We start from the raw sequence: 14917 nt of genomic DNA, 5'->3' as shown, positions 1-14917 counted from the left end.
GATGCCGGTCGCCAACCCGAAATTTATCGGGCGGACATGCGCAAAAACCGAAGCAGATATGGAAACCAGCAGTTTCGGACAGCGCACGAAAAGGCAAATCCAAACCGGGTTGCCTTATTTAAACCAATTTTAATCAGACTCGCCCGATTATCAACTGCAGATAGACGCCTCCTCCGCCGGGGGTGTCAGATGTCGACCAAATTTTGATCTGCAGGCCCCGAATACCGCGCAAGTAGAGGCATTTCGAAATGTTCAGCTTTTTTGACCGGGCTTTCTCCCGGCTCTCAATTCAGACCAAGGTCGTTGTTTTCATCATCCCGATTGTTGCCGGTATTGCCGGCCTGGCCTTTATCAGTCTGGTCACCGGCTCCATGCTCGGCCAGCGGCTGGACGGCACCGCGGCGAGCATCGATTCGCTCGGCGGCTTCAAAAAGGCCTATGCCGAGATGAACGAATTCCTCGGCTCGGCCACCGAAGAGCGCCGCGCCGCAGTCGTTGAGCACCTGCAGGAGCAGGTAACCGCGATGCAGACCATTCTCGACCACGTGCAGGACGACGCCCATGTCGTCGAATTGCAGAAGGGCGAGGATATCGCCCGCAACCTGATTGCCCGTGTCAACGACCTGTGGGAGCTGAACAAGAGCGAACTGGCGACCCGCGGCGAGATGGACAAGCATCTGGCCGAACTCGCCGCCGTCAAGGACGAGCTCTTCGCCACATCCTCGAAGGTCAGCAAGGAGGCCCGCAAGGCTGACAACGAGGCGAAGGATATGTTGCGCGGTTCCGAGGTCCTGAGCCAGGGCGCCACCTTCGTCACCCGCCTCTCCGGCGACCTCTCCGCGGCCGGAACGCCGCAGGAGGCCTTCGATATCGTCAAGCAGAACTATTCCGACATCCGCGCTCTGGCGAAAGATATCGGCCGCGCTGTGCCCAAGGCGAGCGCCGTCGTCGCCGATACGATCCGCGAAAACCTTCAGGGTATCCTCGACACCGCCGAGAAGAACATGAATGTCGATGCATCGCTGATCACCATCCAGAAGCACGCTACGGCGCTGCGTCCGATGGGCATCAAGCTGCGCGCGCTCGGCGCCACGGCGGCCCGTGATGCCATCAAGCGGTTCGGCGAACTGGACGAGCAACTGTCGGATTCGCAGGCGATCGTCGCCTATACGACGAACGTGCTCATCCAGGTCAACAACACGCAGATCCTTGCCGCCGACTTCCTCGGCCGCGCGGATGCCGAGAGCCTGAAAAACCTGGTGAACGGCTCGCAGAAGCTCAAATCCGTCATCCAGGCCTTCCCGATGATCATGGGCGACCTGCAGTCGGTCTTCGATACGGCCCAGAAGGCGGTCGCGCCGATCGATGCGATCAACGCCCAGGCAGCCAAGCTCGTCGAGGTCGCCAACACCCGCACGACATCCTTCAAGCAGGCCTCGCTCGACATCGACGAAGCCTGGAAGAACATCGTCGCCTTCGCCGGCAGCCAGCGCAGCGAGGCAACGCAGGTCCAGGAGCAGGCCCGCACGATCACCGTCGTTGCCGCCTTCTCGGCTGTGGCCTTCGCCATCGTTGCGACGCTCCTGCTCGTCGCCGCCCTCAAGGGGCCGATCCTCCGCCTGACCAATGCCATGCGGGACGTCGCCTCCGGCAAGCTGCAGACCGCGGTCGCCGGCCTGGAGCGCGGTGACGAAATCGGCGAGATGGCCCGGGCGCTCGGCATCTTCAAGACCAATGCCGAAGACAAGATCAAGGCGGAGCGGGAAGCCGAGCAGAACCGGCTGCGGGCCGAGGCCGAACGCCAGTCCGCCGACCGCGAGAGGGAACGCTCGGCCCAGGAGCTGCGCGTGACCATCGACGCGCTCGCCTCCAGTCTCAGGGCGCTCGCCCATGGCGACCTCGTTTGCACCATCGACACGCCGTTTGCCGGCGAGCTCGATGAACTGCGCATCAACTTCAACGAGTCCGTCGCCCATATGCGCGATACGCTCGCCAGCATCCGTGACAACGCCCTTTCCATCCAGGCGAAGAGCGGCCAGCTGAACGGCAGCGCCAACGACCTGGCGCGTCGCACGGAACAGCAGGCCTCGTCGCTGGAGGAAACGGCCGCCGCCGTCGATCAGATGACCGGTACCGTCAAGATGACGTCCGAACGTGCGGCCGAAACCGATCGCGTCACCCGCGACATTCTGAGCGAGGCGTCGAAGTCCGGCCAGGTGGTCTCGGAAGCCGTCAGGGCCATGGGCCGCATCGAACAGGCCTCGCAGCAGATCGGCCAGATCATCAGCGTCATCGACGACATCGCCTTCCAGACCAATCTTCTGGCGCTGAACGCGGGCGTCGAGGCCGCGCGGGCAGGCGAAGCCGGCAAGGGCTTCGCGGTCGTCGCCCACGAGGTTCGCGAACTTGCCCAGCGTTCGGCCAGCTCCGCCAAGGAGATCAAGGAGCTGATCCGCCGCTCTGACGAGGAGGTGAGGGACGGCGTCAAGCTGGTCGGCGAGACCGGCGAGGTGATCTCCCGCATCAACGCCCGGATCGGTGAAATCGGTATCAACATCTCGACCATGGCCAAGGCCAGCCAGGAACAGGCGACCGGCCTGCAGGAGGTCAATTCCGCCGTCAACTCGATGGACCAGATGACCCAGCAGAACGCGGCGATGGTGCAGGAGACGAACACCGCGAGCCATGCGCTGGCGCTGGAAGCCGTGGAGCTCAACGAGCTCGTGTCGCGCTTCCGTCTCGCCGACGACGGTGTTGGCGCGGCGTATTCGGACGAACGTTACGCCGCCGCCTGATCTGGCCCGTCGCCAATCCTGAAATCGAAAAGGCCCGCCGTTTTACCGGCGGGCCTTTTGCGTGTCACTTGACCAGTGCGTCGAGGATGCGCACCCAGGAGCGGATGCCCCGGTGGAAGGAATTGAGGTCGTATTTCTCGTTCGGCGAATGGATGCGGTCGTCGTTCAGCCCGAAGCCGACCAGCAGCGAATCCATGCCGAGCATCTTCTGGAAGTCGCCGACGATCGGGATAGAGCCGCCCATGCCGATGACGACGGCGGGCTTCGGCCATTCGTCGGAGAGCGCCGATTTCGCCCGGTTCAGCAGCGGTGAATCGTAGGACAGCTGGATCGCCGGCGAACCGCCATGCGGATGGAAGTCGACCTTGCAGTCGGCCGGCAGCTTGGAGCGCACATAGGCGCGGAAGCTCTCGCGGATAGCCTTCGGATCCTGCTTGCCGACCAGGCGGAACGACACCTTGGCGGAGGCCTTGGCGGCAATCACGGTCTTGAAGCCGTCGCCGGTATAGCCGCCCCACATGCCGTTGACTTCCGCCGTCGGCCGCGCCCAGGTCAGTTCCAGCGCCGAGCGACCCTTTTCGCCGGCGGGAACCGACAGGCCGACCTGGCCGAGGAAGGCCTCGTCCGTCTGGCCGAGCTTGTCCCACATCGCCTTGATCTGGGTGGGCGTCTCCTCGACGCCTTCGTAGAAGCCGTCGAGCGTCACGCGGCCCGTCTCGTCGTGCAGGCCGGCGAGAATGCTGGACATGATATGGAGCGGGTTGGCGGCCGCACCGCCGAACATGCCGGAATGCAGGTCGCGGTCGGCGGCGGTGATGGTGATTTCCTCGCCGACGAGGCCGCGCAGCCCGGCGCAGATCGCCGGCGTATCGCGGTCCCACATGCCGGTATCGCAGACGAGCGCGAAATCGGCCTTCAGTTCCTCGGCATTGGCGTCGAGGAAGGGCTTCAGCGACGGCGAACCGGATTCCTCCTCGCCCTCGAACAGGATAGTCACCTTCACCGGCAGCGCGCCGTGGATTTCCTTGTAGGCCCGGCAGGCTTCGACGAAGGTCATCAGCTGGCCCTTGTCGTCGGACGTGCCGCGGCCGGTGATGGCCTTGTGTCCTTCCACCTCGCGCACCGCCGGGTCGAAGGGATCATTGTCCCAGAGTTCGATCGGATCGACCGGCTGCACGTCGTAATGGCCGTAGAAGAGGACATGCGGCGCATCGGCGCTGGCGCCGGCATGATGGCCAACGACCATCGGGTGGCCGGGTGTGTCGCGCACCGATGCCTCGAAGCCGATGCCGGTCAGGTATTTCGCCAGCCACTCGGCAGCCGAACGGCATTCGGCCTTGTAGGCCGGATCGGTCGAGATCGACTTGATCCGGCAAAGCTCGAACAGCGTTTCCAGGCTGGAGGGAAAATTCTTGTCGGCGCAATCGAGAACGGACGATAGTTCGGTCATGTGCAAATCCTTGTGGTGGGCAAAGGTAGGGAGTCGGGGGGCAACTTAGGACAAAGGCGAGCGGCTTTCGAGATGGAATTTGCCGCAGCTGTAGGCCGGGTCAGAGAGTGCGGGCATTGCCCAGCGCCCGGCGCATATATTCCAGCATCAGCTCTTTTTCGAACTGGCGAAAGCCGGCAAACAGCGCCTCCTCGGCTTCTTCCGCCGCCCGCCGCGCATCGGCCTCCATGGCCTTCGCCTTGTCGGTGAGGAAAATGAGCTGGGCTCGGCGGTCGGTCGGATGGGCGCGCCGCTCGATGAGTGCCGCCTTCTCCATGCGCGACAACGTGTTGGCCATGGTCGGCTGCTCGATGTCGATGCGTTCGAGAAGCTGGCGCTGGGTCAGCCCGTCTTCGGCCCACAATTCGATTAGGATCGGCAGGTGGCCCGGTGAAAACCCGAGTGCGGCGGCGCGCAGCTGCAGGGACCTGGAAAATCCCTTGGCGAGCTGGCCTGCGAGATAGGCGGCCGAATCCAGTTGATCGCTTGGCATGCCTTCTGAATAGGCTTGTTTCTGTGCTTGGGCAAGGTGGGGAGATGCACCCGGAGGCGGGCGGAAAACGAAAAAGGCCGCCATGGTCGGAGGGGAAACCATGGCGGCCTGCGATAGGGGGACAAAGGCCCGGAGAGGGGGGTAAGGCCTTTGTCCGAAGTCTGATAAGGCGGGGGACAGGCCTTGCATCAGACTGCGGCGTTTTCGTTGCGCCGATGACTAAGAAATGTACTTCCGAATGTGTCTTTTCAAGGGAAACAAGGCCGCGGGATCATTACAAATTGGTAACGAAATGGTGAGCTTTCGGTGAGGCGTTTCACCGCTTTGCCCCCGTCTTCGGGCAAAAGAAAACCGCCACGGCGGGGGACGGGCCGTGGCGGTTTTATAAATGCGGTCACAGGATCATCAGAGGGGGCCTGATCGACTGTCCGCAGGGGCCGGGATGAGGGGGAATCATCTCCGGTCAAGCGGCTTTGGTAAGGGCCGCTTAGTAATTATATCGTCCTGCAAATATGGCATTTCAATGTCTGCTATCCATTTTTGCGGTCGCGTGTCGCCAAAACCCCGATGGACCTTTGGTTCGACGCGCGCTATCCATGCTCCCCATGAAAACAGGTGATCATCTTTTCCTCGTCGACGGCTCCGGATTCATCTTCCGCGCCTTTCACGCGCTGCCGCCGCTGACCCGCAAATCCGACGGTCTTCCGGTCGGCGCCGTCTCCGGCTTCTGCAACATGCTGTGGAAGCTCCTGACGGATGCGCGCGACACCTCGGTGGGCGTGACGCCGACCCATTTCGCGGTCATCTTCGACTATTCCTCGAAGACCTTCCGCAAGGAAATCTATCCGGAATACAAGGCCAATCGCTCGGCGCCGCCGGAAGAGCTGGTGCCGCAGTTCGGCCTGATCCGCGAAGCCACCCGCGCCTTCAACCTGCCCTGCATCGAGACCGAAGGCTTCGAGGCCGACGACATTATCGCCACCTATGCCCGGCATGCCGAAAAGACCGGTGCCGACGTCACCATCGTCTCGTCCGACAAGGACCTGATGCAGCTCGTCACCGCCAATGTCCACATGTACGACAGCATGAAGGACAAGCAGATTTCCATTCCCGAAGTGATCGAGAAATGGGGCGTGCCGCCGGAAAAGATGATCGACCTGCAGTCGTTGACCGGCGATTCGACCGACAACGTTCCCGGCGTTCCCGGCATCGGCCCGAAGACGGCGGCCCAGCTACTGGAAGAGTTCGGCGACCTCGACACGCTGCTTTCGCGCGCGGAAGAGATCAAACAGGTCAAGCGCCGCGAGAACATCATCGCCAACACCGAGCTGGTGCGCATCTCGCGCCAGCTGGTGACGCTCAGGACCGATGCGCCGATGGAGGTCGATCTCGACGGTCTGATCCTCGAGCCGCAGGACGGTCCGAAGTTGATCGCTTTCCTCAAGGCGATGGAATTCACCACGCTCACCCGCCGCGTCGCCGAGGCGACCGGCACCGACGCTTCCGCGGTCGACGCCGCCGGCATCGAAGTCGAGACCGCCGACGAGGCGCACGGACCAGATGTCGGCGAAGGTGGCGCAAAGCCCGCTGCCGCCAGCGCGTCCGTCACCAGCACCGACGCCGGCAGCGGCGACCCGACGCCTGCCGATCTCGCCAAGGCGCGGGCCGAGGCCTTTGCCGGCGCCAAGATCGACCCGTCCGCCTATGTGACGATCCGCGACCTGAAGACGCTCGATGAGTGGATTGCGGCGGCGCGCGAAACCGGCATCGTCGCCTTCGACACCGAGACGACGTCGCTCGACGCGATGCAGGCCGATCTCGTCGGCTTTTCGCTGGCGCTTGCCGACAACAAGAAGGGCCCGTCCGGCCTTTCGATCCGCGCGGCCTATGTGCCGCTCGCCCATCAGAGCGGCACCGGCGACCTTCTGGGCGGCGGCCTCGTCGAAAACCAGATCCCGATGAAGGATGCACTGGCACGGCTGAAGGATCTGCTCGAGGACGAAACCGTCCTCAAGGTCGCGCAGAACCTCAAATACGACTACCTGCTGATGAAGCGCTACGGCATCGAGACGAAGAGCTTCGATGACACGATGCTGCTCTCCTATGTGCTCGATGCCGGGGCGAATTCGCATGGCATGGATGCGCTGTCGGAGCGCTGGCTCGGCCACACGCCGATCCCCTACAAGGAGGTCGCCGGCTCCGGAAAGTCCTCCGTCACCTTCGACATGGTGGCGATCGACAAGGCGACGGCCTACGCGGCCGAAGACGCCGACGTCACGCTGCGGCTCTGGATGGTGTTGAAGCCGCGCCTCGCGGCTGACCGGCTGACGCGCGTCTACGAGCGGCTGGAACGGCCGCTGTTGCCGGTGCTTGCCCGCATGGAAGAGCGCGGCATTTCCGTCGACCGGCAGATCCTCTCGCGCCTTTCGGGCGATTTCGCGCAAGGGGCGGCCGCGCTGGAGGACGAGATCTTCAAGCTCGCCGGCGAGACCTTCAACATCGGCTCGCCCAAGCAGCTGGGCGACATCCTGTTCGGCAAGATGGGCTTGCCCGGCGGTTCGAAGACGAAGACCGGCCAATGGTCGACCTCGGCGCAGGTTCTGGAAGACCTCGCGGCGACGGGCCATGAACTGCCGCGCAAGATCGTCGACTGGCGCCAGCTGACGAAGCTCAAGTCGACCTACACCGACGCGCTGCCGGGCTTCATCCATCCGCAGACGAAGCGCGTCCACACCTCCTATTCGCTGGCGGCCACGACCACCGGCCGTCTGTCGTCCTCCGATCCGAACCTGCAGAACATCCCGGTCCGCACCGCCGAGGGTCGCAAGATCCGCACGGCCTTCGTCTCGACGCCCGGCCACAAGCTCTTGTCGGCCGACTACAGCCAGATCGAACTGCGTGTGCTCGCCCATGTCGCCGAAATCCCGCAATTGAAGCAGGCCTTCGCCGACGGCATCGACATTCACGCGATGACGGCATCGGAAATGTTCGGCGTGCCGGTCGAGGGCATGCCGTCGGAGGTGCGTCGCCGCGCCAAGGCGATCAACTTCGGCATCATCTACGGCATCTCGGCCTTCGGTCTCGCCAACCAGCTCGGCATCGAGCGTTCCGAGGCGGGCGACTACATCAAGAAGTATTTCGAGCGCTTTCCGGGCATCAAGGACTACATGGAGGCGACCAAGGCGGCGGCCCGCGAGCAGGGCTATGTCGAGACCATCTTCGGCCGCCGGATCCATTATCCGGAAATCAAGTCGTCGAACCCGCAGGTGCGCGCCTTCAACGAGCGCGCCGCCATCAATGCGCCGATCCAGGGTTCTGCGGCCGATATCATCCGCCGCGCCATGATCCAGATGGAGCCGGTGCTGGAGAAGGCGAAGCTTTCGGCCCGCATGCTGCTGCAGGTCCACGACGAACTGATCTTCGAAGTCGAGGACGCCGAGGTCGAAAAGACGATCCCCGTGGTCGTGTCCACCATGGAAAACGCCACCATGCCGGCACTTTCGATGAAGGTGCCGCTGAAGGTGGATGCCCGCGCCGCGACCAACTGGGACGAGGCGCACTGATATTCGCTTGACCGCTAGATCGCTTCGGTCGGCTGCATCCGCGCCGGAGCAGGGCCGGTGTAGCGTGCCCGCGGGCGGATGAGCACGTCGGCGTCCTGCTGCTCGATGGCATGGGCGATCCAGCCGGCGGTGCGGGCGAGCGCGAAGATCGCCAGTTCATGTCCGACCGGCAGGCCGAGCATGCGGGTCATGGCCGCAATCGCATAATCGATCGTCGGATGAAGCCCGGTTGCCTCGCGGATCAGGCGCGGCGCATCGACGGCAAAGCGCGGATCCGCGCCTGCCTTCTTGAGCGCTGCGAGCAGATGGTCGGCCCGCGGGTCGCCGCCGGGATAGACGGCGTGGCCGAAGCCCGCAAAGCGTTCGCCGAGCGCCACCCGCTCCCGAATGCCGTTGGCGAGATCGCCATTGGCAAGCGTATCGATCAGTCGCGCGGCAAGCGGCCCGGCGCCGCCGTGGCGCGGCCCCTTGACCGCCGCAAGACCCGCGACGGTGGCGTCATAGAGATTGAGCCCGGTAGAGACCGCGCAGCGCACGGTATAGGCGGACGCGTTGAGCTCATGTTCGGCGAGCAACACCAGCGCCCGGCGTATCAGGTCTTCCGCCACCCGGTTGCCCGGTGCCCAGGCCTCTGCCAGCTGCCGATGGATCGGCGCGCTCGACGGTTTCGCGCCGAGAATGGCGGCCGCGGCGAGCCGCATCACCCGCGCGCCGGTCTGCGTTCTGCCCGTTATCGAGCGGTTGAACGCCCGCGGGTCTTCCTCGCCGGCGACCGACATGATGGCCATTGTCCGCGCAAGCGGCGAGAACGGCAGGGTCGACTGGCGGACGGCGTCCAGCGTTTCGGACGCAGACGGCATGTTGTCGGCCGAGAACGGGTCAGCCTCGTCTACATCCCATAAAAGCGTTGCTGTCTCTTCCAGCGTCGCGTGATCCGCAAGCCGCACCGCCAGGACGCCGCGATAGAGCGGGCCGTGGGCGGTCAGCGTCGAGATGGCGGAGTCGAGGACCGCAACCCTGTCGGCATCGCTGGACTTGGGAGCACCGGCCGGGGCTCGCCGGTTCTTCAGGGCGCGCACATCATCGGCCCGGTAGCGCTTGGCGCGCGACTCGGCGGTCGCCTCGGAGCGGACAAGGCCGCGGCTGACATAGGCGTAGAGCGTTGCCGGCGAGACGGAGAGTTCGGCGGCGGCTTCGCGGGCGCTGAGATAGAGTGGATCGGTCGTGTTTTTCATATTGATCATGCTAATCAAGATTGATCAATATGAAAAGAGCGACATGCTTCTCGTCAAACATGAAAGGAGCATGATCCATGACCATCCAATCCATGCCCGTGGTCGGGCTCGACGGTGTCGTCGCCGCGGAAACGCTTTTGTCGCATGTCGACGGCGAGAAAGGCGAACTGGTGATTGCCGGCGCGCGCGTCGCCGATCTCGCCTTCAGCCAGAGCTTCGAAGCGGTGACGGCAAGGCTCTGGTCGCTGGCGAGCGGGACGCCGCATGACGCGGCGGACCTGGCGCGCGACCTTGGCCGCGCGCGCCTCGACGCCCATGCCCGCATGCCGTCAATCTTCGCGATGACGGACGGGATGGCTATCGTCGACGGTTTCCGCGCCGCCGTTGCCGCCATCCACCAACACGGCACGACACGTCCGGAAGTCGCCCTTCTCGGGGCGATGCCGGTGATCGCCGCCGGTCTGGTGCGGCGCGCCAACGGGCTCGATCTCGTCCGGCCTGACCCCGGGCTCGGACATGCCGCCGACTTCCTGCGCATGCTTCGGGGCGAGGCGGCAACCGACAGCGAGACGGCGGCGCTGAACGCCTATCTCATCACCGTCTCCGACCACGGCATGAATGCCTCCACCTTCGCCGGCCGAGTGGTCGCCTCCACCGGAGCCGACCTGTTCATGGCGGTCACCGCCGCCTATTGTGCGCTGAGCGGCCCGCTGCACGGCGGGGCGCCGGAACCGGTGCTGAACATGCTGGACGACATCGGCTCGGTGGACCGGATCGAAAGCTGGATCGACGATGCGCTCTCGCGCGGCGAGCGGCTGATGGGCTTCGGCCACCGCATCTACAGGGTCCGTGATCCGCGCGCCGACGTCCTGAAGGCGGCTGTAGAAAGGCTGGATAGGGCCGACCGCGACCTGGGCCTTGCGGCCAGGGTGGAGGCCTATGCCCGCAAGGCGCTTGCGATCCACAAGCCGGACCGCAAGCTCGACACCAATGTGGAGTTCTACACAGCCATCCTGCTCGATGCGCTGCAGATCCCGCGCCAGGCCTTCACCCCCGTCTTCGCCGCCGCGCGCACGGCCGGCTGGATCGGCCATGCCATGGAACAGCAGCGCAAGGGCCGCCTCTTGCGCCCGGCCTCGGTCTACATCGGCGAGATGCCGCGATAGGCGTCGAGCGAGCATCAAAATGAAAAGGCCGGGCGATGGCCCGGCCTGCGAGAAATTTCGAGTGAAATTGACAGTTTAACTGTCCGCTCTGCCGGTCAAGGCCAACCGGGTCGCCAATCCAAGGAAAAACAGACCGGCGATACCATCCAGCCAACGCCCGACGCTCGTTCTTGCAATCCAGCCGGAAGCTTTGCCGGCAGCCAGACCGACGACGATCAGGAAAGACAGGCCTATGACGTTATGAATGCAGCCGAGCAGGAACACCTGCAGGCCGACATGTCCCAATTCAACGCTGACGAATTGGGGCAGAAGAGCGAGGTAGAAGACGATGACCTTCGGATTCAGGATATTCGTCATCAATCCCCGCAGGAAGACCTTCCAGGCTGAGACTTCCTGGACCTTCTGGTCCATTTTAACCGCCCCTGAGTTCTTCATGAACGATTTCAGCGCCTGAATACCGAGCCATGCGAGGTAAAGAGCCCCAGCGATTTTCATGACCTGGAAAGCGACGGGCGATGCGGCGATAACCGCGGAGACGCCAATTGCCGCCAGGATCGCATGGAATAGTGAACCTGCGCCTATGCCGAGTGCGGAGGCGATCGCTCCCTTTGCCTTGTGCCTCATTCCATTCGCCACGACAAACATCACGTCAGGCCCTGGCGAGAAAGCCAAAGCTGCTGCCAAAACGATGTATGCGGCCGTCAAGCCGGGATCGAGAAGCATTCCATAACTCCCTTGTTCAAACGCTCTTAAGCGGACGGTAGCATTGCAAAAATACCCCGGTCTTTACCGCTTGCGCCAGTTCGCCACGAAATCATAACGCCAGAACCGGGGCCTTCAAGCAAGTCGGGACAGTAACTTTTCCCGAGCAGTGCGCGATGCTGAAAGACGCTGTCTCGCTTCGTTCAGCACATTCGGGGATGCTTGTTTGGGAGTGCCGGAAGAGAACGGTGGCGCAGGAGCATATTCCAGCGCAAGTTGGACAATCTCGGCTTCTGTTTGTCCCAAAAGCGCGCCAATTACGGTCAATCCGAAATCAATGCCTGAGGTGACTCCGCCGGCAGTGATGACATTGCCATCCTGCACGATACGGTCATCAATCGCAGTGGCACCGAAACGAGGAAGGAAATCCAGCGCATTCCAGTGCGTGGTGGCGCGTTTGCCTCTAAGTAATCCCGCTGCCCCCAACACCAGCGCTCCGGTGCAGACGGACGTGACATAGCGCGCGCTGTTCGCCTGCTCGCGAACGAAATCCAGCACCATCTCATCAAGCAACAGGCCGTTGACACCGCTTCCGCCGGGAACGCAGAGAACGTCGAGTGGCGGACATTCCGCAAAGGTCGTTGTGGGTTTGAATGTCAATCGCGTTGATGCCTGGATCGGCTGCAAGTCCTTCCAGATCAGATGAACCTCTGTTCCATTTGCCGACGCGAAGACCTCATAGGGGCCCGTAAGATCGAGTTGTTGGACATCTGGGAAGGCGAGGATTCCAAATCGAAGGGTCATGACGATCTCCTGATTGACTTCACAAACCCTAGCGCAATAATCCTTGGCGTATCTGCCAACCATACCTCGTTTCATGCCAAACTGCGTTCGCCGAATTGAAATTCTCGCTTTCCCGGACAGCCAGCTTCTTGATGTGGCCGGGCCATTGCAGGTCTTTGCAACGGCGAACGATCTCGCGGCGCTCGCGGGTAGCGAAACACCCTATGAGGTAGCCGTTGTTTCCGATTGCTCCGAAATAACGACATCGTCCGGCCTCGTCTTGGCGACCTCGTCCCTGTCGCCGCTGCACATGCCCGTGGACACGCTGATTGTGGCCGGAGGTTGGGGGATCAATGCAGCTTGCGAAAACCGCGACCTGGTCGAGTGGATTGGCGGTCGCTCGAAAACGGCTCGACGCACCGCGTCGGTTTGCAGCGGTGCGTTCCTTCTTGCGACGGCGGGATTGCTCGATGGAAGGCGTGCCGTCACGCATTGGCAGCGCTGCGTTGAATTCACGAAGCGGTTTCCACTGGTGCATCTTGACCCCGACCCGATTTTCATCCGTGACGGAGATGTTTGGACATCCGCTGGCGTGACCGCCGGGATCGACCTTGCTTTGGCCTTGGTCGAAAGCGACCTGGGGCGCAAGGCGGCCCTTGCTGTCGGGAGGCAGTTGGTGGTTTTTCTGAAGCGACCGGGCGGGCAAGCGCAGTTCAGCACAACCCTCGCATTACAGGAAGCCGACGGACGTTTCGACCAACTGCATACATGGATCATGGAAAACCTGAACCGCCCGCTACCGCTTCCGGCTCTTGCCGAACGGGCCAATATGAGCCTGCGCAGTTTTTCGCGGCATTATCGGCAGGTAACAGGTCGGACGCCGGCGCGCGCGATAGAGGAAATAAGGATCGAAACTGCTCGTACACTGCTGGAAGAGGGACTGTCGGTTGCTCGCGTCTCCAAGCGGTGTGGTTTCGGATCGGAGGAGACCATGAGGCGCGCTTTCCTGCGCCGCTTCGGGACCAGCCCGCAAACCTATCGCGAACGTTTTGTCGTGTAGACGACCAGACTCTGCCGATGGAACCGAAGCGGCCGGCCACAGGGCGATCCGACTCCGCTATCTTTTTGGCGTCCAAACAGCAAAGGCCGGGCAATCGCCCGGCCTTTGCATCATTTCGGTCTGCCGTTCAGTGGGCGCCGGACATGTCGCCGAGCACGTCCTTGGAGGCGACCGTCGAGTCTGCGTTGAGCTTGTAGACCATCGGCACGCCGGTCGCGAGGTTGAGCTTGAGGATATCCTCGCGGCTCATGCGGTCGAGCACCATGACCAGCGAGCGCAGCGAATTGCCGTGGGCGGCGACCAGCACCTTCTCGCCACGCAGGACGCGCGGCAGGATCTCCATCATGTAGTAGGGCCAGACGCGGGCGCCGGTGTCCTTCAGGCTTTCGCCGCCGGGCGGCGGAACGTCATAGGAGCGGCGCCAGATATGCACCTGCTCCTCGCCCCATTTTTCGCGTGCATCGTCCTTGTTGAGGCCGGCGAGATCGCCGTAGTCGCGTTCGTTGAGCGCTTCGTCGCGGATCGTCTCGAGACCGGACTGCCCGACATTGTCGAGGACGATCTGGCAGGTCCTCTGGGCGCGCGACAGCGCCGAGGTGAAGGCGATGTCGAACTTGATGCCGTAGTCGGCCAGCGCCTTGCCGCCGGCATTGGCTTCCTGAACTCCGAGCTCGGTCAGGTCCGGGTCCTTCCAGCCGGTAAACAGGTTCTTCAGGTTCCATTCGCTCTGGCCGTGGCGCACCAGCACAAGTGTTCCGCTCATCCGTTTGTCCTCAAGTTGATGGTCAAGAATTGGATTTCGACAGCCCGAGCACGTCGAGCATGGAATAGAGGCCGGGCTTCTCGCCGCGGGCCCAGAGGGCGGCGGTAAGCGCGCCGCGGGCGAAAATCGTGCGGTCGCCGGCGCTGTGGGACAGCGTGATGACCTCGCCTTCACCGGCAATGACGACCGAATGATCGCCGATCACCGAGCCGCCGCGCAACGTGGCAAAGCCGATCGTGCCGGCCTGGCGTGCGCCGGTGTGGCCGTCGCGCACGCGCACGGAATGCGAGGCGAGATCGATGCCGCGCCCCTTGGCGGCGGCATTGCCCAGCAGCAGGGCGGTGCCGGACGGCGCGTCGACCTTGTGCTTGTGGTGCATTTCGAGGATTTCGATGTCCCAGGCGTCCGGGCCGAGCGCGCGCGCGGCCTGTTCGGTCAGGACGCTGAGCAGATTGACGCCGAGGCTCATATTGCCGGAGCGGATGATACGGCCGTGGCGCGCCGCGGCTTCGAATTTCGCCTCGTCGTCGGTAGAGCATCCCGTCGTGCCGATCACATGCACGATGCGGGCCTGCGCCGCGAGCCCCGAAAACGTGACGCTCGAGGCGGGCGAGGTAAAGTCGAGCACACCTTCCGCCTCGAGGAAGGCCTTCAGCGGATCGTCGGTGACGGTCACGCCGATCGGGCCGAGGCCGGCGAGCTCGCCCGCGTCCTTGCCGATGAACGGCGAACCCTCGCGCTCGACGGCGGCGTGCAGGACGACGCCCGGCGTGGTGTGGACGAGACGGATCAGCGTCTGCCCCATCCGCCCGGCCGCGCCGACCACCACCAGCTTCATATCGGATCCGCTCATTCCTGTTCCTCGTCC

General features: G+C 63.4%; 11 protein-coding genes. 4 read left to right on the top strand and 7 right to left on the bottom strand.

Annotation, left to right across the window (positions count from 1 at the left end; all coding sequences use genetic code 11):
- Positions 1 to 248: 248 nt before the first annotated feature.
- Complete coding sequence (locus tag ACU5AZ_RS09375; protein ID WP_446825722.1) at positions 249 to 2795, top strand: methyl-accepting chemotaxis protein; 2547 nt, start codon at positions 249 to 251, stop codon at positions 2793 to 2795.
- A 64-nt stretch (positions 2796 to 2859) separates the two neighbouring features.
- Here the strand turns inward: ACU5AZ_RS09375 and ACU5AZ_RS09370 are convergent, their stop codons facing one another.
- On the bottom strand, positions 2860 to 4245 hold the full coding sequence (locus ACU5AZ_RS09370; RefSeq protein ID WP_446825721.1) for a dipeptidase: 1386 nt from the start codon (positions 4243 to 4245) through the stop codon (positions 2860 to 2862).
- Between the two features lie 100 nt (positions 4246 to 4345).
- Positions 4346 to 4762 (bottom strand): MarR family winged helix-turn-helix transcriptional regulator, encoded by a 417-nt coding sequence (locus ACU5AZ_RS09365; RefSeq protein ID WP_446825970.1) that lies wholly within the window; start codon positions 4760 to 4762, stop codon positions 4346 to 4348.
- A gap of 620 nt (positions 4763 to 5382) precedes the next feature.
- Here ACU5AZ_RS09365 and polA point away from each other — a divergent pair.
- Positions 5383 to 8340 (top strand): DNA polymerase I, encoded by a 2958-nt coding sequence (polA, locus tag ACU5AZ_RS09360; RefSeq protein WP_446825720.1) that lies wholly within the window; start codon positions 5383 to 5385, stop codon positions 8338 to 8340.
- Positions 8341 to 8354: 14 nt separating this feature from the next.
- On the opposite strand, the gene ACU5AZ_RS09355 is transcribed toward polA, so the two are convergent.
- Entirely contained in the window at positions 8355 to 9575 is a 1221-nt protein-coding gene (locus tag ACU5AZ_RS09355) for a citrate/2-methylcitrate synthase (protein WP_446825719.1), read from the bottom strand.
- Positions 9576 to 9652: 77 nt separating this feature from the next.
- Here ACU5AZ_RS09355 and ACU5AZ_RS09350 point away from each other — a divergent pair, with 77 nt between their 5' ends.
- Positions 9653 to 10741, top strand: coding sequence for a citrate synthase/methylcitrate synthase (locus ACU5AZ_RS09350; RefSeq protein WP_446825718.1), 1089 nt, complete (start codon positions 9653 to 9655; stop codon positions 10739 to 10741).
- 75 nt (positions 10742 to 10816) lie between these two features.
- Here the strand turns inward: ACU5AZ_RS09350 and ACU5AZ_RS09345 are convergent, their stop codons facing one another.
- On the bottom strand, positions 10817 to 11464 hold the full coding sequence (locus tag ACU5AZ_RS09345; RefSeq protein WP_446825717.1) for a LysE family translocator: 648 nt from the start codon (positions 11462 to 11464) through the stop codon (positions 10817 to 10819).
- Positions 11465 to 11578: 114 nt separating this feature from the next.
- The gene (locus ACU5AZ_RS09340) at positions 11579 to 12247 is read right to left on the bottom strand and encodes a DJ-1/PfpI family protein (protein ID WP_446825716.1); all 669 of its coding nucleotides are present in this window, start codon (positions 12245 to 12247) and stop codon (positions 11579 to 11581) included.
- Positions 12248 to 12320: 73 nt separating this feature from the next.
- Between ACU5AZ_RS09340 and ACU5AZ_RS09335 the strand changes: the two genes are divergently transcribed.
- The gene (locus tag ACU5AZ_RS09335; protein WP_446825969.1) at positions 12321 to 13286 is read left to right on the top strand and encodes a GlxA family transcriptional regulator; all 966 of its coding nucleotides are present in this window, start codon (positions 12321 to 12323) and stop codon (positions 13284 to 13286) included.
- Between the two features lie 127 nt (positions 13287 to 13413).
- Here the strand turns inward: ACU5AZ_RS09335 and ACU5AZ_RS09330 are convergent, their stop codons facing one another.
- Together ACU5AZ_RS09330 and dapB are read right to left on the bottom strand one after the other, a co-directional pair.
- Positions 13414 to 14049, bottom strand: a complete 636-nt coding sequence (locus ACU5AZ_RS09330) for a 2,3-bisphosphoglycerate-dependent phosphoglycerate mutase (RefSeq protein WP_446825715.1) — start codon at positions 14047 to 14049, stop codon at positions 13414 to 13416.
- A 22-nt stretch (positions 14050 to 14071) separates the two neighbouring features.
- On the bottom strand, positions 14072 to 14902 hold the full coding sequence (gene dapB / locus ACU5AZ_RS09325) for a 4-hydroxy-tetrahydrodipicolinate reductase (RefSeq protein ID WP_446825714.1): 831 nt from the start codon (positions 14900 to 14902) through the stop codon (positions 14072 to 14074).
- Between the last annotated feature and the right edge of the window lie 15 nt (positions 14903 to 14917).

The sequence above is a fragment of the Rhizobium sp. PAMB 3182 genome (assembly GCF_052908355.1).
This window is presented reverse-complemented; position numbering and strand designations above follow the sequence as displayed.